Here is a 17,031-nt window from a genome sequence, read left to right as displayed (position 1 = left end):
CGTTTGCCGTGGGCGATGGCAAGACAGAAGCGAACACAAGTTGACTTTAATCAATCGATTGATTAAAGTTCAATCATGATCAAATTGCCTGACCCCAAAAATCCCCGCCGCGAGACGTCGCCCGCGGATCTCACCCGCGCCGCACTCGTCCGCGCCGCGCTGAAACTGTTCGGGCGGCAGGGTTTCGACGGCACCTCGACCCGCGAGATCGCGGCCGAGGCGCAAGCCAATATCGGTTCGATCGCCTATCATTTCGGCGGCAAGGAAGGCCTTCGCGCCGCTGCCGCCGATTTTATCGTCGAGACCATCCAGGCGGTCGCTGGCCAGGCACTGGGCGCCGGCCAGGTGCCAGGCAGCGGTCAGTCCGCGCCCGATCCGGAGGCGGCGCGCGCGCAGCTGTTCGCGGCGTTGGAGCGGATGGGCAGCTTCATCCTGGCGCAGCCGCAGGCCGGTGAGATCGTGCAATTCGTGCTGCGCGAACTCTCGCATCCGACGGCGGCGCTCGACCGCATCTACAACGGCGTGTTCGAGCCGACGCATCGCCGGCTGTGCCAGCTCTGGGAGCAGGCGACCGGCGAGCCGGCCGAAAGCGAGCGCACCCGGCTCACCGTGTTCACGCTGATCGGCCAGGTCATCTATTTCCGCATCGGCCGCGAGGCGGTGATGCGCCGCATGGGCTGGCACGACATCGGCGCTGCCGAGGCGGCCAAGGTGGTGTCCGCCGTATCTGACAATCTCAGCGCCATACTGGCCGCCCGAACGGGATCAAAACCCCCACTGGGATCAAAACCCCCAAGAGGACCAAGACAATGAGTTTCCTCTGCTCCTTACCGCTTGCCGCTCAGCTCTTCGGTGCCTGTGCGCCCGCCGCTCCGCTCGCCGTCGGTTATGTCGAAGGCGACTATGTGCTGCTGGCGCCCATCGAGGTGGCACAGGTCGATACGGTTACCGTGAAGCGCGGCGATCGCGTCACGCCGGGCACGCCCGTGGTGACGCTGGAAAGCGCCGACGCCAGGATCGCGGTGGCACAAGCCGAAGCCGGCCTTGCGCAGGCGCAGGCGCAGCTTGCCGACCTGCAGGTCGGCAAGCGGCCGGAAGAGATCGCCGTGCTCAAGGCCGAGGTCGACATGGCGAGAGCCCAGGCGGCCGACGCCAAGCGCAAATACGACCGCGCCGCCGATCTGTTCAAGCGTGGCGCCGGCACGCAAGCCGACTACGACACCGCCTCGGCGACGCTGGAGACCGCCAATGCCCAGGTCGGCCAGGCCGAGGCCAATCTCGCCGTCGGCGGCCTGCCGGCGCGGCCCGAGACGATCAAGGCCGCCGACAACCAGGTCAAGCAGGCGCAGTCGACGCTCGAGCAAGCGCAATGGCGGCTGTCGAAACGGGTGCTGGAGGCACCCTCGCCCGGCCGCGTCAACGACGTCATCCGCAATCCCGGCGACACCGCCGGCCCGACCGCGCCGGTCATCTCGATGCTGCCTGACGGCGCGGTGAAGCTCAGCGTCTACATACCGGAGGCCGCCTTCTCCTCGGTCAAGATAGGCAGCCTGCTCAGCGTTCATTGCGACGGCTGCGGTTCGGACGTGAAGGCGCGCGTCAGCTATGTCTCGCCCGATCCCGAATTCACCCCGCCGGTAATCTATTCCTTGGAGAACCGCCAGAAGCTGGTCTATCTCGTCGAGGCGCGGCCGGAAGGCGATGCCGGCCTGCTGCAGCCCGGCCAGATCGTCGACGTCGATCTTGCGGAAACGACAAAATGAACGCCATCGACGTTCATGGCCTGGTCAAGCGCTTCGGCGACAAGACCGTCGTCGACCATGTGACGATGTCGGTCGCCGAAGGCGAGATCGTCGGCTTCCTCGGCCCCAACGGTTCAGGCAAGACGACAACCATCCGCATCATGTGCGGCTTGCTGACGCCGGATGAGGGCGAAGGCACGGTGTTGGGCTTCAACATCCGCACCGACTCGCTCAGCATCAAGCGCGAAGTCGGCTACATGACGCAGAAATTCTCGTTCTACGAGGATCTGACCATCGGCGAGAACCTCGAATTCGTGGCGCGGCTCTACCAGTTGAGGCCGGTCGGCGAGTACGTTGCGAGGACGCTGGAAGAGCTCGGCCTGACCTCGCGCCGCAACCAGTTGGCCGGCACGCTGTCCGGTGGCTGGAAGCAGCGGCTGGCGCTGGCCGCCTGCATCATGCACAAGCCGAAGCTGCTGCTGCTCGACGAGCCGACGGCCGGCGTCGACCCGAAGGCGCGACGCGAGTTCTGGGACGAGATCCATCGCCTCGCCAGCGGCGGGCTGACCGTGCTGGTCTCCACCCACTACATGGACGAAGCCGAGCGCTGCCACCGCATCAGCTACATCTCCTACGGCAAGATGCTGGCCACCGGCACCGTCGCCGAGGTGGTGAAAAACGCCGGCCTGACCACCTTCGTGGTGCAGGGTCCGCAGCTCGCCAAGGTGGCCGAAGAACTGCAGGGCCGCCCCGGCGTTGACCAGGTGGCGCCGTTTGGTGCCACGCTGCATGTCGTCGGTTCCGACAGGAAGAAGCTCGAAGCAGCGCTTGCCGATGTCGAAAAGGAGCACAAGGGCGTGACGGTGGCACCGGGCGAAACCAGCCTGGAGGACGTCTTCATCCAGTTCATGTCGGGGTCGAAGGACAATATGGCATGAACAGCATCTTCTCCTTCGCCAGGCTCGGCGCGCTGCTGATCAAGGAATTCATCCAGATGCGGCGCGACCGCATCACCTTCGCCATGATGCTCGGCGTGCCGCTGCTGCAGCTGGTTCTGTTCGGCTTTGCCATCAACAGCGATCCGAAGGGTTTGCCGACGGCGCTGGTGGCGATGAGCAACGACCAGTATACGCGCGCCATGGTCTCCGCGCTGCAGGTGACGGGTTACTATCGTTTCGACCATGTGACCGCGAGCGCCGAAGAGGCGGAATTCCTGATGGCGCGGGGCGACGTTTCCTTCGTCGTCACCATCCCGGCCGACTTCGCCAGCCGTGTCGAGCGCGGCGACAATCCGCAGATCCTGATCGAGGCGGACGCGACCGATCCGTCGGCGGCGAGCGGCGCCATTTCCACGCTGAGCAAGGTGGCGAGCCAGGCGCTGCTGCGCGCCCAGGGCATGCAGGCCGCTGCCGCCGAGAATGCCAGGCAGCAGCTGCAAGTGGTGGTGCACCAGCGCTACAATCCCGAAGGCATTTCGCAGTACAACATCGTGCCCGGCCTGCTCGGCGTCATCCTGCAGATGACCATGGTGATGATGACCGCGATGGCGCTGACCCGCGAAACCGAGCGCGGCACGATGGAAAACCTGCTCGCCATGCCGTCCAGCCCGGCCGAGATCATGCTGGGCAAGGTGCTGCCCTTCCTTGTCGTCGGCGCGGTGCAGGTCGCGGTGGTGCTGGTGGCGGCGAAGCTTTTGTTCGATATCCCGTTCGTCGGCAGCCTGACGCTGCTGTTGTCGTCGGTGCTTGTCTTCGTGCTGTCGCTGGTGCTGCTCGGCTATACCATCTCGACCATGGCCCGCTCGCAGATGCAGGCGATGCAGCTCACCTTCTTTTTCTTCCTGCCGTCGCTGCTCTTGTCGGGCTTCATGTTCCCTTATCGCGGCATGCCGGGCTGGGCCCAGGCGCTGGGCGAAATCTTCCCGCTGACGCATTTCCTGCGCATCACCCGCGCGGTCATGCTGAAGGGCGCCGACTTCCATGCCATCGCCGCCGAGATCGGCTGGCTGGTCGTGTTCGTGCTGGTGTTCGCGGGCACAGCGCTTTTACGCTTCAGGCGCACGCTGGACTAGGGCTGTTCCAGGAAAGTGGGAACGGTTTCCGTCCGGAATTGCGATCAGGCGGCCGCCATGATCTCGGCATAGGTGCCGAAATCGACATTGCCGCCTGACAGCACCACGGCAACGCATTTGCCGGACAGTTCGATCTCGCCCGAAGACAGCGCGGCAAACGCGACGCAGCCGCCGGGTTCGACCACCAGCTTCAGATAGGCCATGGCGTCGCGCATCGCCTGCGCGGTCGCTCCGTCGGAAACGGCAATGGCGCCGGCGAGGTTTTTGCGGTTGATCTCGAAAGTGATGGCGCCAGGCTCAGCGGTCAGGATCGCGTCGCAGATCGAGCTGTAGCCCGGTTCGTTCGAAACCCGGGCGCCGGCGGCGAGCGAGCGGCGCGTGTCGTCAAAATGCTCGGGCTCGACCGCCCAGACATCGGTGCCGGGCGACGCATCCTTGACCGCGACCGAAATGCCGCTCGACAGGCCGCCGCCACCGCAGGGAATGACGACGGCATCGAGGCTGACACCGAACGCCCTGGCCTGTCGCATCAGCTCGAGGCCGATCGTGCCTTGCCCGGCAATGATGGCCGGATCGTCGAAGGGCGGCACCAGCACCATGCCCCTTTCGATATAGGGGCGAACCACGGTCATCCTGTCGTCGCGAAAACGGTCGAACGGCACCACCTCCGCGCCCATCTTGCGGACATTGCCAATCTTCATCGCCGGCGCGTCGGCAGGCATTGCGATAACCGCCTTGACGCCGAACATGGCGGCCGAAGCAGCGACGCCTTGCGCATGATTGCCTGAGGAAAAGGCGACGACACCACGGCTGCGTTCCTCTTCGCTCAGCGACGACAGCTTGTTGTAGGCGCCGCGGAACTTGAACGAACCGGTGCGCTGCAGCGTCTCAGGCTTGAACAGGATACGCCCGCCGAAGCGCTTGTTCAGCTCAGCCGATTCGATCAGGGGTGTTTCGACGATCAGGCCGGAAAGCCGGGCTGCGGCGGCATGGATGTCGGCGATGCCGGGAGGGGTGGTGGCGGTCATGCGAGGTCCAGCAAAAGAGAGGGTGTCTTCTCATGATGCCCGCAAAGGCACGTTGCGCACCAATGAAAAAATGTGACCGTTACAAAGTTGGCGACGTGAGCGAGGCACCAGCGTCACGGCCGTCACACCCCCCTCTGCCCTGCCGGGCATCTCCCCCGCAAGGGGGGAGATTGGCAGTTCATGCGTTGCACCAGCTTTGAGACGTTGGAGATTGGCGAAGGCCGAAGCGACATCCGATCTCCCCCCTTGCGGGGGAGATGGCCGGCAGGCCAGAGGGGGGTGCTGTCCCGCCAGCCTATCGCAAATTCACCCCAGCAAAGTCCTCTGCCTCTTGCTCCCACCAAGCTTGCGCCAATTGTTGAAGCGGTGCGTGGCGGCGGCAAACGAGATCTTCATCTGCTGGGCGACGGAATAGCGCGACTTGCCGTCGTCGAACATGCGGTAGCAGCACTCTACGCCTTCCTCGGTCAGCTTGCCGTCCGGCGCCTTGTTGTGCGGGTTGGCGGGGTCGAATTTCTCGACCTGCTGCTCGACCAGGCCCTTGAGGCGCTGCAGGTCGGCCTCAATGCTGGCAATGAGGTCGAGAACGGGTTTTGGGTCATAGCCGTGCGGGGGCTGTTTTGCCGTCATCTACGGATTCCTTTCTCTCGGGGTTGGCCCATATATAGGTGAACATTCGCTGATAATGAAGGGTACCCCTCGCGCGCTGGCTTCAACAATTCTTGACCCACGACCTCAGCGCGGTTGACCCGGGCCATGCTAGATCCTAGTTTAGAACTATTCTAAACTAGGGTGATTTCCTCATGCTTTCCCGCGTTTTCGGCTTCGGCCGCCGCCCCTTCGAATCGCTCTCCGAACAGGAGATCCTGGCGCTGGCCATTTCATCCGAGGAAGATGACGGTCGCATCTACCGGGCCTATGCCGACGGGCTGGCAGAGAGCTTTCCGCAATCGGCAAAAGTGTTCGAGGAGATGGCCGAGGAAGAGGACGGCCATCGCGACGCGCTGATCGAGCTCTTCCGCAAGCGGTTCGGCGAGCGCATCCCATTGATTCGGCGCGAGCATGTGAAGGGTTATTATGAACGCAAGCCCGACTGGCTAGTCAGGCCACTCGGCATCGATTCCGTGCGCCGCCAGGCCGAAGCGATGGAGCAACAGGCCTACCGTTTCTATGTCGAAGCGGCCAAGCGCACCACCGATGCCTCGACCCGGAAACTGCTCGACGACCTGGCGGCGGCCGAGCAGGGGCACGAGAACTCGGCGCATCAGCTGCAGCAGAAACATGTTCCGGGCGCGGTCAAGGACGAGGAAGCCAGCGCCGAGCAGCGCCAGTTTATCCTCACCTATGTGCAGCCGGGCCTGGCCGGGCTGATGGACGGTTCGGTGTCGACGCTGGCGCCGATCTTTGCCGCCGCCTTTGCCACGCACGATACCTGGCAGACGCTGCTGGTCGGTCTAGCCGCCTCGATCGGCGCTGGCATTTCGATGGGCTTCACCGAAGTCGCCTCCGACGACGGCAAATTGTCGGGCCGCGGCTCACCGATCAAGCGCGGCCTGACCGTCGGCATCATGACGACGCTCGGCGGTCTCGGTCACGCACTGCCCTATATCATCCCAAGCTTCTGGACAGCGACCGCCGTTGCCGCCGTGGTGGTGTTCTTCGAACTGTGGGCGATCGCCTTCGTCCAGAACCGCTACATGCAGACCCCGTTCCTGCGCGCCGCCTTTCAGGTGGTGCTGGGCGGCGCGCTGGTATTCGCGGCCGGCGTACTGATCGGGAATGCGTGAGCGCTTCTTGCCTTCTCCCCTTGTGGGGTGAGCAGCCGGTTCGCGTAAGCGAATTCATCGTGCCAGTGGCACGATGAAAGGCCGGCGAACGCCGGGACGCTGCGAAGCAGCGGGGTACCCGGCAGGGTGGATCGACTACCACGCCCGGCCCTTCGCAGGCTCAGGGCGTTCGAAGCTCGAAAAGCCAAGCAATTGGCTTTTCGTTCGCTGCGCGAACTGCTCCTCACCCCACAAGGAGGGAAGGAAGAGGAGCTACCCATTCACCGACCGGCTATCGCTGGGCGCCTCATCCCTCTCCGCCAGCCCATAATCCCTCACCACATGCGCAATCCGCAGTCGATAGCCGGCAAAGATACCGCCACGACCGGCCTGCTGCGCTTGCCTGTGTTCTTCCGTATTCCGCCAGGCCTTGACCGCCTCCTCGTCGCGCCAGAACGACAGCGACAGGATGCGGTTCGGGTCGACCAGGCTCTGAAAACGTTCGATCGAGATGAAGCCGTCAATGCCGTCGAGCAAGGGACGCAGATTGGCGGCGATGGCGAGATAGGCATCGCGTTTGCCCTCCGCCGGTTCGACCTCGAAGATGACGGCGATCACGGCAGCACCAGTTTCGCGTGTGGTCCGGAGACGTGTTTCAGGAACATGCGGTCCTCCTTGAGGATGAATCGCTCACGCTTGGCGAACTCATAGTTTGCCTTGCCGGCGGGATCGGCGGCAAGCCGCGCGCGATAGGCTTCATAGGCCGCCAGGCTCTCGATGTTGTAGGCGGCGTAGGCCGTCGTCGCCGAGCCCTCATGCGGGGCATAGTAGCCGATCAGATCGGCGCCGCAGCGCGGGATGGCCTGGCCCCAGTTGCGGGCATACTCCTCGAAGGCAGCCTTGCCGAACGGGTCGATCTCGTAGCGGATGAAGCAGGTGATGGTCATGGTCGTCTCCTTGAGGGCTGTGGTTTCACGTCGATAGTTCGAGGGGCGTCGAAACGTTGTGCCGCCCGATCTGCTAGGCAATTCCCTTGCAGGTCATGCCTGCCAGAAAGACTTTGCGCATTCGCGGCGCACATCTTCCGGCGTCAGGCCAAGGTCGCGCAGCAGGTGGTCGTCGATCTCCGAGAGGTCGCGGCGTTGCAGATGGCGGTCATACCAGCGGGCCAGCAACCGTGAGCGGACCCAGGCGATGAACGGGAACGATCGGCGGCCGGGGAACGGTGCGGAGGTGAATGTGGTTCTTGCGGTCATCATCGTCTCCTTGATCAGATCGGAGAATAATGGTTATCTGACAAGAATGCTTCGATGAGGAACGAACTATGCGTGAAGGACCTGACATCGCCCGCATCGCCAGCCTGGTCGGCGATCCGGCGCGCGCCAACATGCTGAACGCACTGATGGGCGGCACGGCGCTGACGGCGAGTGAACTGGCGCTGGAAGCCGGCGTGTCGCTGCCCACTGCCTCCTCGCATCTGTCGAAACTGATGGAGGGCGGGCTGCTGACCCTGGCCAGCCAGGGCCGCCATCGCTACTACGGCCTCGCCGGGCCGCAGGTGGCCGGCATGATCGAGGCCATTACCGGCGTCGCGGAAGCGGTTGGCCCCAAGCGCGTGCGGCCAGGTCCGCGCGACGGCGCCATGCGCGTGGCGCGTGTCTGCTACGACCACCTCGCCGGTGAGCAGGCCGTGGCGATGCTCGATCGCCTTGTCGATAAAAACATCCTGGTCCGCGACGACCAGGAGATCAGGCTCGGGCCGTCCGCGGCATCGCATTTCGCCGCCATCGGCATCGATGTCTACACCAAGCCGCGCCGGCCGGTCTGCCGTGCCTGCCTCGACTGGAGCGTGCGCCGCTCGCACCTCGCCGGCACGCTGGGCGCCGCCATCCTCGACAAGATTCTGTTGGAGAAGTGGGCACGCCGCGAAAAGGACAGCCGCGCGGTGGTGTTTTCGCCACCGGGCAAGCAGGCGTTCGAGAGGGTGTTTTTGAGCTGAGGTTTCGCCGTCGACAGTGGAGAGAGGTCAGCGGGACAGCACCCCCCTCTGCCCTGCCGGGCATCTCCCCCGCAAGGGGGGAGATTAAGCTCTTAGCCGCTTTCGCCAATCTACGACGTTGCGGGAGAAGCGGCTCGCCGAAACAGCTGATCTCCCCCCTTGCGGGGGAGATGGCCGGCAGGCCAGAGGGGGGTGCTGTCCCTCGGCGCTGAAAACTACCCCCGCTTCAACACCTTCCCCTGCTCGAAAAACCTCGCCCACGGATCGGCTTCCTTCAACTTCGCCAGCGTCGTCTTGTTGCCGATCGGGAACGCATTCGGCGCCAGCCCAGCCTCGATCTCGGCCCAGGTCACCGGCATTGATACCGTCGCGCCCTTCTTGGCCCGCGAGGAGTAGGGCGCGACCGTTGTCGATCCCCTGCCATTGCGCAGATAGTCGACGAAGATTTTGCCGGTGCGCGCCTTCTTAGACAGCGTCGCCGTGTAGCGGTCCGGGGCACCTTGTTCGAGCGCCTTGGCGAAATCGTGGGAGAAGGTCTTTACCGCCTCCCAGTCCGCCGATGGCTTCAGCGGCACCAGCACATGATAGCCCTTGCCGCCCGATGTCTTGACGAAGTTCGGCAGCGACAGCTCGTCGAGCTTGCCCCTGATATCGAGCGCCGCCTCGCGCACCGCTTTGACGTCGACACCTTCATCGGGGTCGAGATCGAAGATAATCTGGTCCGGCTGTTCAAGCTTGTCGATCGCGCAGCCCCAGATATGGATTTCGACCACGCCGTACTGGACGAGCGCTGCCACGCCATCGAAATCCCTTATGAACAGGATCTCCTCGCCATCCCCGGGGTCTTTCATCCGGGCGATCTTGTCGCTCATGCCGGCCGAAGCGTGTTTCTGGAAGAAGCGTGGGCCGCCGACGCCGTCCGGCGCCCGCACCAGGCTGAGTGGCCGGTTGACGACGAATTGCTCCATGCGTGGCCAAACTTGCGCGTAATGTTCGAGCAGGCCCTGCTTGGAGATCTTTTCCTCGGGCCACAGCAGCTTGTCAGGGTGGGAGAGTTTGACCGTGGTGGTCATCACCCCGGCGGATGTGCCGGTACCGCTTGACGCCGGCTTGGTCTTGGCTGTCGATGCCTTGGGCTTTTCCTGCACCACATCCTCCGCCGGCTTGTCCTCGCGCAGCCCCTGGAACGAGGCATGGCGTATTATACGGTCCGAGGTCCAGCTGCGAAACTCCACTTCGCCGACAAGCTCCGGCTTGACCCAGACCAGCCCCTTGCCCTTGGGCACGGCCTTGTCGAACGGCGAGTCCTTCGCCTTCAGCGCATCGAGCTTTTTCTTGAGCTCAGTCGCGCCCTTGGCCGAGAAACCGGTGCCGACACGGCCGGCATAGTGCAGTTTGCCAGCCTCATAATAGCCGACGAGCAGCGAGCGCAGCCCGCGCCCGGTCTTGTCCGACGGGAGGTAGCCGCCAATGACGAATTCCTGCCGCGCCGTGCATTTCGACTTCACCCAGGTCGGACCACGCCCGCTGCGATAGGGCGCATCGGCGCGTTTGGAGACGACGCCTTCCAAGCCCATACGGCAGGCATGCTCCAGCATGATCTTGCCGGGCTCGGAAAAGTGGTCGGAGAAACGCACCGCCGGATTGTCCGACTGCTTGCCGAGCAGCTCTTGCAAGGCCTGCTTGCGCTCGACCAGTGGCTCTGCGCGTAAATCCTTGCTGTCGAGCCGCATCAAGTCGAACACGTAGTAGATGAAGCGATTTGTCCGCTTCGCCGACAAATCCTGCTGCAGCAGCGAGAAGGAAGAAACGCCGCTGTCGGCGAGCACGACGACCTCGCCGTCGAGTATGGCGTCGCTGCATTTCAGCGCTGCCAGTTCCGCAGTGATTTCGCTGCCGAACTTCTCCGTCCAGTCGAGGCCGGTGCGGGTCAGCAACCGCACATCGGTGCCGGCAATCTGCGCCTGCATGCGATAGCCGTCGAATTTCACCTCATGCAGCCAGTCCTTGCCGCCGGGTGCATCCCGCTCCAGCGTCGCCAGTTGCGGTTCGATGAAGTCGAGGCGCTTTCCGGCCTTCGCCTTGCCGGCGGCCGGCTTGTTGGAATGCCAGACTTTTGGCTTCTCACCCTTGGCGGCCTTGCCCTCGCCGACCTCTTCGATCGTCAGGCCCGACTTCACCGATTCCGGCGCTTCCTTCAGGATGTCCTCGCCGGGCCTTGCGGCGGCATCGTCCGACTTGATCAGCAGCCAGTTGTCGCGCTTCTCGCCCGCCCGTGGCTTCAGCCGCACCAGATGCCACAGCCCATGCAGCTTGTGGCCCTTGAGCTCGAAGCTGATATGGCCCTTCTTCATCGCCTTGGCCGGGTCGATCTCGGGCACCCATGTGCCCTCGTCCCAGACGATGACCGAGCCGCCGCCATATTCGCCCTTGGGGATCGTGCCCTCGAAGGAGGCATAGTCGATCGGGTGGTCCTCGACATGCACCGCGAGCCGCTTTTCGTGCGGATCGAGGCTCGGGCCGCGCGTCACCGCCCAGCTCCACAGCACGCCGTCGTGCTCGAGGCGAAAATCGTAGTGCAGTCTCGTCGCGGCATGTTTCTGGATGACGAAGATGCCGCCGGCTTTCGCGCCGCGAACAACCTTGCCGGCCGGCTCCGATGTCTTCTTGAAATCGCGTTTGGCGTGATACGGCTTGAGGCTTGCCATGGCTTGGTGTCCTCAGGCCGATTTGCGCTTGGGCGCGGCGGCTTTCGCCTTGGCGCGTTTGGCCGCCGGTTTGGCTTTCGCGGACGATGAGTTTGGCGAGCCCGAATCCGACGACAGGCTCTTCTTCAGCGCGTCGAACAGGTTGACGACGTTGGAGGGTTTGGGCGCGGCCTTGGTCTTCGGCGCCTTGTGCCCCGCCTTCTTGGCGCGGATCAGTTCGAGCAGCGCGTCCTCATATTTGTCGTCGAATTTCGACGGATCGAAAGTGGCCTTCTTCTTGTCGATGATGAGTTCGGCCAGGTCGGTCATCTCCTGATCGGTCTTCACCGCCTTGATCTCGCCGAACACGCTGTCCGGCTGGCGCACCGTATTGTCGTAGCGCAGCGTCGTCAGCACCATGCCCTTGCCAAGCGGCTCGATGACCACGGGGCGTTCTCGGCTGTAGAGCACGATGCGGGCCAGCCCAGCCATCTTCTTGCCCGCCATAGCGTCGCGGATGACGGCAAACGCCTCTTCCGACACCTTGTCGGCCGGCGCGACATAATACGGCGTGTCGAGATAGATCTGCTGGATCGAGGCTTTGTCGACGAAGCCGTCGAGCGCCATCGTGTGCGACGACTCGATCTGCACCGCCGCGATCTCGTCTTCATCGATATGGACGAAATCGCCGTCGGCGAGTTCATAGCCTTTGATCTCGTCGCCATCGCCGAGCGGCTTGCCGGTCTCGGCATCGACATAGATGCGCTTTACCGTGTTGCCGGTCTTGCGGTTCAGCACCCGGAACGAGACCTTTTCGGTATGGGTGACGACATTGGTCAACTCGACCGCGCAGGTGACCAGCGACAGCTTCAGATAACCCTTCCAGGCTGGGCGCGGCGCCATGGCAATTTCCCTTCAGCAATCAGATGAAGATGAGAACGGCCAGGGGCCCGCTCCAGTTCCGCCGGCGCATGACATCAGACATGCCACGGCGCGCCTGAGCCATTATGGCGCCCAGAACGGAAATTTCACGGGCACGGCAAAAATTGAAACAGAACCGCGCGCAGGCGACATTCAAACGAAACATATGTGATGCAAAAGTCACACTGGGCGGAATGGCGACAAAGAGCACTGAAAGACCCCGAATCAGCCGCATTCCGGCCACGAAGCGACGGGTTTTCGACCAGATATTAACATCGTGTTCACCGACTATTCACGCCTCGACGCTATGATGTCCGTCAATCGGAAGGGACATCCGAAAATCGGGACAGGGACAGGGTAAATGAACTTCCTTACGCACCTCATCGGCTATGCCGCCGCCATCCGCGAATTCGTCGCGCCGACCTATCGGCCCGAGCGCTATTACATGCGCGGCCCCGGTCCGGCTTGCGCCCGTCGCGGCACGTCGCTGGGCGCGCATTGATCATGACCTTCGAGAGCCGCCACAACAGCCGTATCTGCAGGCCGGGTGCCAATACCCGTGCCACCACCTATCGTTCCGAGCGCCCGGCTCTGAGCGACAGGCGTCGTGCGACATCGCCACGTCTTTGATCCCGCCTCCGGCTGGCCTAGTGTCCCAGGACACGAGCAGCCGAGGCCCGCGTGACCGACCTGTCCCAGTCAAGTCTGCCCCCATCAAATCAGTCAGAGTCCAGTCCTCCCGCTGAACCATCTTTCGATGCCAGCCATCCGCTGATCGTCTTCGACGGCGTCTGCGTGCTCTGCTCCGGCTTCGTGCGCATGGTGGTCAGGCTCGACCGCAAAAACCGCTTCCGCTTCGCCACCGCGCAATCGCCTTTCGGCGAGGCGCTGTTTCACAAGCATGGGCTGCGCACGGACTCTTACGAAACCAATCTCGCCCTGATCGATGGCGTCGCCTTCACACAGCTCGACAGTTTTGTTGCCGTGATGTCGGAACTCGGCTGGCCATGGCGGGTCGCCAAGGCGTTGTTGCTGCTGCCGCGCCCGCTGCGCGACTGGCTGTACAATCGCATCGCCAAAAATCGCTATGCCCTGTTCGGCAGGAAGGACAGTTGCGACGTCCCGTCGACCGAGCTGCGCGGGCGCTTGATTGGCTGAAGGCTCTCCGCGACGCCGTTTCGAGGTGCGAAGGCTTGCGCCGTGCCCGATCAAGGCCGAAAGATTTTTCTTGCGCCCTGTCGAAATCGGTCGCCGCCGCGCGACATCCGTCTGGCCCCGCAAGGACGCGGCCTTCGAAACCACGGGAGAAGACCCATGCGATACATGATTTTGATCAACGGCGACGAAGCCGCACTGGCGAACACGCCGATCGAGAAGGCCCAGCAGATGAGCGCGGCCTATGCCGCTTACACCGAAGCGTTGAAGAAATCCGGCGCATGGCTCGCCGGCGAACGGCTGCGCCCGAGCCAGGCGACCACCTCGGTGCGGATCACCGACGGCAAAACCAACGTGATTGACGGCCCCTATGCCGACACCAAGGAGCAGCTTGCCGGCTTCTATATGATCGAGGCGGCCGATATCGACACCGCCATCGAATGGGCGGCACGCTGCCCGGCGGCCAGCACCGGCACGGTCGAGTTGCGGCCGATCTGGGAAATGGCCGACTACATGCCCAAGAAATGACGGCATAATGGACAGTCGCCCGGAGATCGCCCGGGCGGCCGCCGAGGCCGCCGCCCGGCAGAGCTATGGCAAGCTGGTTGCCTGGCTCGCCGCGCGCACGCGCGACGTGGCGGCCGCCGAGGACGCGCTGGCCGACGCCTTTGCCGCGGCGCTCGAACGCTGGCCGAAGTCAGGCGTACCGGAAAAACCGGAAGCCTGGCTGTTGGCGGTGGCGCGGCGCCGCCGCGTCGATGCGGTGCGGCGGCGGCTCACCCGAGAGGCGGCCCGCGATCATCTCCAGCTGATCGCCGAAGAGATGGACGCGCGTATGACCGAGGAGGACCTGCCCGACGAGCGGCTGCGGCTGATGTTTGCCTGCGCGCATCCGGCGATCGAAGCGGGCGTGCGGGCTCCGCTGATCCTGCAGACCGTGCTTGGCTTCGATGCCGCGACAATCGCTTCCGCCTTCCTGGTCTCGCCGGCAACGATGGGCCAGCGCCTGGTGCGCGCCAAGACCCGCATCCGCGAAACCGGGATTCCGTTCCGTGTGCCGGAGCGCGCCGAACTCGGCGAACGGCTTGATGCCGTGCTGGAGGCGATCTACGCCGCGTTCGCCGAAGGCTGGTCCGATCCTGCCGGCACCGAGACACGGCGCCGCAACCTCGCTACCGAAGGCATCTGGCTAGGCCGCCTGGTGGCGACGCTGATGCCGGAAGAACCGGAAGCGCTTGGCCTGCTCGCGCTGATGCTGTTTGCCGAGGCGCGCCGCGGCGCCCGGCGCAGTGCCGAAGGCGACTTCGTGCCGTTGGCGCAACAGGATTGCGATCTATGGGACCGCGCTCTCATCGATGAGGCGGAGGCGCTGCTGTCCCATGCCGCGGCGAGCGGCGTCGTCGGCCGCTACCAGCTCGAGGCGGCCGTCCAGTCGGCGCATGCGGCGCGGCGGCTGACCGGCCGCACCGACTGGCCGGCTATCCGCGCGCTCTACGACGCGCTGTTTTCGATCGTCGGATCGCCGGTGGTGGCGATCAACCGCGCCGTGGCGCTTGCCGAGACGGAGGGCGCCATGGCAGGACTGGCAGCGCTTTACGTGCTGGGCGATGACAAGCGGCTCAATGAGTATCAGCCCTACTGGGCGGCGCGGGCCGGCCTCCTGGCCAGGCTTGGTCAGGCGCCGCAGGCAACCGAAGCCTATGATCGCGCGATCGGCCTCGAGCGCGATCCGGCGGTGCGCCGGTTCCTGCAAGGCAAACGCGCCGCTCTGCGAAACTGACCTTCAGCCCGGCCACATCTCGTGCGAAATGTTGAGCGTCTTCATCAGCGGGTGGCCGCGCAACTTGGCCCATAGCCGTTCGATATTCGGCCACGCCGCCCGCGCGGTTTCGATGTCTGGATGCCACGCAATGAGCATCACCAGATAGATGTCGGCCAGCGACATGGTCTCGCCGACCAGCCAGTCACGGCCTTGCAGAGCGGCATCGAGAACGGTGAAACCACGGTCCATTTCGGCGACGGCCGCCTGCTTGACGGCTTTCGTGCCGTCGGCGTCGGCCGTGTAGCGATAGGCGTAGTAGAGCCGCAGCACCGCCGGATAGAGCACCGACGACATGAACGCCATCCAGCGCAGGAACTCGGCGCGGGCCGGCGCATCGATCGCCGGCGCTAGGCCGGCATCGGGATGGCGTTCGGCGAGCAGGATGCAGATCGCCGCCGATTCGGTCATCGAGCTGCCGTCCGGCAAGGTCAGCACCGGCACCTGGTTCAGCGGGCTGATGTCGAGGAAGGCCGGATCGGGCCGGTCGGATTTCGGCACGTCGATCTGCTCGAACGGCGCATTCGCCAATGCCAGCGCTGCCTCGACGACGAACCCGCGGCTGCCGGGACGGGTATAAAGCTTGTACATGAAATCCTCCCCCGGCCCGTGGAAAACGGGCCGGGGCGATATGAACCGGAAGCGGGGTTCCGCTCAAGCCGGAGGCAGGCGCCACAGAAGGATTTTCTGCGGGCCAGCCGATCCGTAGAAAAGGCGGTGGCCTAAAGCAATTCCAGGAAAAGTGTGAACGGTTTTCCGTCCGGAATTGCGTCAGAACAAAGAGTTAGAGCGGGTCGCCGTTTCCGTGAAACGGTGAACTGCTCTACGCCCCCAAACCTTCGAACAGGATCGTCGACAGATAGCGCTCGGCAAAGGATGGGATGATCACCACCAGGGTCTTGCCCTTGTTCTCCGGCCGCGAGCCGACGACGATCGCCGCCTGCAGGGCAGCACCCGACGAAATGCCGACCGGCACGCCTTCGAGGCGGGCGACGAGACGCGCATTGGCAACGGAATCCTCGTTCGAAACCTTGACGATCTCGTCATAGATCGTGGTGTCGAGGATCTTTGGCGCGAAGCCGGCGCCGATGCCCTGGATCTTGTGCGGGCCGGGCTGGCCGCCCGACAGCACCGGCGAGGCCTCGGGTTCGACGGCGACGATTTGCACCGAGGGCTTACGCTTCTTCAGCACCTGGCCGACGCCGGTGATGGTACCGCCGGTGCCAATGCCGGCAACGAAGATGTCGACCTCGCCCTGCGTGTCGTTCCAGATTTCCTCGGCGGTCGTCGTGCGGTGGATTTCCGGATTGGCGGGATTTTCGAACTGCTGCGGGATGATGGCGTTGGGGATCGTCGCGGCCAGCTCGTCGGCCTTGGCGATGGCGCCCTTCATGCCTTTCGGACCCTCGGTCAGCACCAGTTCGGCGCCGAGCAGCGCCAGCATTTTTCTGCGCTCGACCGACATCGTCTCCGGCATGGTCAGGATCAGCTTGTAGCCCTTGGCGGCGGCGGCGAAGGCAAGCGCGATGCCGGTGTTGCCCGAGGTCGGTTCGATCAGCGTCGTCTTGCCGGGCGAAATCTTGCCGGCCGCCTCCAGCGCCTCGATCATCGCCACGCCGATGCGGTCCTTGACCGAGGCGATCGGGTTGAAGAATTCGAGCTTGGCGACGAGATTGGCGACGATGCCTTTTTCCTTGGCGAATTTGTCGAGCCGCACCAGCGGCGTGTCGCCGATCGTGTCGGTGATGGAATTGTAGATGCGGCCGCGGCCGGGGACGCGGGCGGAGGTGACGGGCTTGTTCATTGGTTTCGCTCCCAGGATTTCAGGCAAGTGGCCGGCGAG

General features: G+C 64.1%; 20 protein-coding genes. 11 read left to right on the top strand and 9 right to left on the bottom strand.

The genetic code is table 11. The features are described 5' to 3' along the window. The first annotated feature begins 75 nt into the window (after nucleotides 1–75). The 4 genes from AC1DX4_RS03870 to AC1DX4_RS03855 are packed head-to-tail and all read left to right on the top strand — an operon-like array spanning nucleotide 76 to nucleotide 3,813. A complete protein-coding gene (locus AC1DX4_RS03870; RefSeq protein WP_477219041.1) occupies nucleotides 76–813 on the top strand; it encodes a CerR family C-terminal domain-containing protein in 738 nt (245 codons plus the stop codon). Further along, the gene (locus tag AC1DX4_RS03865) at nucleotides 810–1,763 is read left to right on the top strand and encodes an HlyD family secretion protein (RefSeq protein WP_477219040.1); all 954 of its coding nucleotides are present in this window, start codon (nucleotides 810–812) and stop codon (nucleotides 1,761–1,763) included. Before AC1DX4_RS03870 ends, AC1DX4_RS03865 begins: the two co-directional genes overlap by 4 nt. Beyond that, nucleotides 1,760–2,680, top strand: coding sequence for an ABC transporter ATP-binding protein (locus tag AC1DX4_RS03860; RefSeq protein WP_477219039.1), 921 nt, complete (start codon nucleotides 1,760–1,762; stop codon nucleotides 2,678–2,680). Before AC1DX4_RS03865 ends, AC1DX4_RS03860 begins: the two co-directional genes overlap by 4 nt. Continuing rightward, nucleotides 2,677–3,813 (top strand): ABC transporter permease, encoded by a 1,137-nt coding sequence (locus AC1DX4_RS03855; protein ID WP_477219038.1) that lies wholly within the window; start codon nucleotides 2,677–2,679, stop codon nucleotides 3,811–3,813. The genes AC1DX4_RS03860 and AC1DX4_RS03855 overlap by 4 nt, the downstream gene beginning before the upstream one ends. A gap of 44 nt (nucleotides 3,814–3,857) precedes the next feature. Here the strand turns inward: AC1DX4_RS03855 and AC1DX4_RS03850 are convergent, their stop codons facing one another. Further along, on the bottom strand, nucleotides 3,858–4,841 hold the full coding sequence (locus AC1DX4_RS03850) for a threonine/serine dehydratase (protein ID WP_477219037.1): 984 nt from the start codon (nucleotides 4,839–4,841) through the stop codon (nucleotides 3,858–3,860). 306 nt (nucleotides 4,842–5,147) lie between these two features. Then, nucleotides 5,148–5,471: a hypothetical protein gene (locus AC1DX4_RS03845; protein WP_477219036.1), complete on the bottom strand. Its 324-nt coding sequence runs from the start codon at nucleotides 5,469–5,471 to the stop codon at nucleotides 5,148–5,150. Nucleotides 5,472–5,644: 173 nt separating this feature from the next. On the opposite strand from AC1DX4_RS03845, the gene mbfA reads away from it, so the two are divergent. Then, nucleotides 5,645–6,628 (top strand): iron exporter MbfA, encoded by a 984-nt coding sequence (mbfA, locus tag AC1DX4_RS03840; protein WP_477219035.1) that lies wholly within the window; start codon nucleotides 5,645–5,647, stop codon nucleotides 6,626–6,628. 252 nt (nucleotides 6,629–6,880) lie between these two features. Here the strand turns inward: mbfA and AC1DX4_RS03835 are convergent, their stop codons facing one another. From AC1DX4_RS03835 to AC1DX4_RS03825, 3 genes are all read right to left on the bottom strand, one after another. After that, the gene (locus tag AC1DX4_RS03835) at nucleotides 6,881–7,225 is read right to left on the bottom strand and encodes an antibiotic biosynthesis monooxygenase family protein (protein ID WP_477219034.1); all 345 of its coding nucleotides are present in this window, start codon (nucleotides 7,223–7,225) and stop codon (nucleotides 6,881–6,883) included. After that, the gene (locus tag AC1DX4_RS03830) at nucleotides 7,222–7,554 is read right to left on the bottom strand and encodes an NIPSNAP family protein (RefSeq protein ID WP_095776169.1); all 333 of its coding nucleotides are present in this window, start codon (nucleotides 7,552–7,554) and stop codon (nucleotides 7,222–7,224) included. The genes AC1DX4_RS03835 and AC1DX4_RS03830 overlap by 4 nt, the downstream gene beginning before the upstream one ends. A 93-nt stretch (nucleotides 7,555–7,647) precedes the next feature. After that, the gene (locus AC1DX4_RS03825) at nucleotides 7,648–7,863 is read right to left on the bottom strand and encodes a DUF1127 domain-containing protein (protein ID WP_477219033.1); all 216 of its coding nucleotides are present in this window, start codon (nucleotides 7,861–7,863) and stop codon (nucleotides 7,648–7,650) included. Between the two features lie 68 nt (nucleotides 7,864–7,931). Here AC1DX4_RS03825 and AC1DX4_RS03820 point away from each other — a divergent pair, with 68 nt between their 5' ends. Beyond that, nucleotides 7,932–8,606 carry an ArsR/SmtB family transcription factor gene (locus AC1DX4_RS03820; protein ID WP_477219032.1) on the top strand — a complete coding sequence of 225 codons (675 nt, stop codon included), beginning with the start codon at nucleotides 7,932–7,934 and terminating at the stop codon, nucleotides 8,604–8,606. Between the two features lie 215 nt (nucleotides 8,607–8,821). On the opposite strand, the gene ligD is transcribed toward AC1DX4_RS03820, so the two are convergent. After that, nucleotides 8,822–11,314 carry a DNA ligase D gene (gene ligD, locus AC1DX4_RS03815; RefSeq protein WP_477219031.1) on the bottom strand — a complete coding sequence of 831 codons (2,493 nt, stop codon included), beginning with the start codon at nucleotides 11,312–11,314 and terminating at the stop codon, nucleotides 8,822–8,824. 12 nt (nucleotides 11,315–11,326) lie between these two features. After that, complete coding sequence (ku, locus tag AC1DX4_RS03810) at nucleotides 11,327–12,196, bottom strand: non-homologous end joining protein Ku (protein ID WP_477219030.1); 870 nt, start codon at nucleotides 12,194–12,196, stop codon at nucleotides 11,327–11,329. Between ku and AC1DX4_RS03805 the strand changes: the two genes are divergently transcribed. From AC1DX4_RS03805 to AC1DX4_RS03785, 5 genes are all read left to right on the top strand, one after another. After that, a complete protein-coding gene (locus AC1DX4_RS03805; RefSeq protein ID WP_477219029.1) occupies nucleotides 12,195–12,386 on the top strand; it encodes a hypothetical protein in 192 nt (63 codons plus the stop codon). The two genes, ku and AC1DX4_RS03805, sit on opposite strands and share 2 nt — an antisense overlap. Before the next feature lie 189 nt (nucleotides 12,387–12,575). Beyond that, nucleotides 12,576–12,716, top strand: coding sequence for a hypothetical protein (locus AC1DX4_RS03800; RefSeq protein WP_013892047.1), 141 nt, complete (start codon nucleotides 12,576–12,578; stop codon nucleotides 12,714–12,716). A 203-nt stretch (nucleotides 12,717–12,919) separates the two neighbouring features. Further along, nucleotides 12,920–13,372, top strand: coding sequence for a thiol-disulfide oxidoreductase DCC family protein (locus AC1DX4_RS03795; protein WP_477219117.1), 453 nt, complete (start codon nucleotides 12,920–12,922; stop codon nucleotides 13,370–13,372). A 156-nt stretch (nucleotides 13,373–13,528) separates the two neighbouring features. Beyond that, nucleotides 13,529–13,897, top strand: a complete 369-nt coding sequence (locus AC1DX4_RS03790) for a YciI family protein (protein ID WP_477219028.1) — start codon at nucleotides 13,529–13,531, stop codon at nucleotides 13,895–13,897. A gap of 7 nt (nucleotides 13,898–13,904) precedes the next feature. Further along, complete coding sequence (locus tag AC1DX4_RS03785) at nucleotides 13,905–15,149, top strand: RNA polymerase sigma factor (RefSeq protein WP_477219027.1); 1,245 nt, start codon at nucleotides 13,905–13,907, stop codon at nucleotides 15,147–15,149. A gap of 3 nt (nucleotides 15,150–15,152) precedes the next feature. Here the strand turns inward: AC1DX4_RS03785 and AC1DX4_RS03780 are convergent, their stop codons facing one another. Both AC1DX4_RS03780 and cysK read right to left on the bottom strand, forming a co-directional pair. Then, complete coding sequence (locus AC1DX4_RS03780) at nucleotides 15,153–15,779, bottom strand: glutathione S-transferase family protein (protein WP_477219026.1); 627 nt, start codon at nucleotides 15,777–15,779, stop codon at nucleotides 15,153–15,155. A gap of 232 nt (nucleotides 15,780–16,011) precedes the next feature. Continuing rightward, nucleotides 16,012–16,992: a cysteine synthase A gene (gene cysK, locus AC1DX4_RS03775; RefSeq protein WP_477219025.1), complete on the bottom strand. Its 981-nt coding sequence runs from the start codon at nucleotides 16,990–16,992 to the stop codon at nucleotides 16,012–16,014. Between the last annotated feature and the right edge of the window lie 39 nt (nucleotides 16,993–17,031).

This window comes from Mesorhizobium sp. P3_A8 (assembly GCF_056402995.1).
The sequence above is the reverse complement of the archived record's forward strand: the minus strand, read 5'-3'. Positions and strand labels throughout refer to the sequence as shown.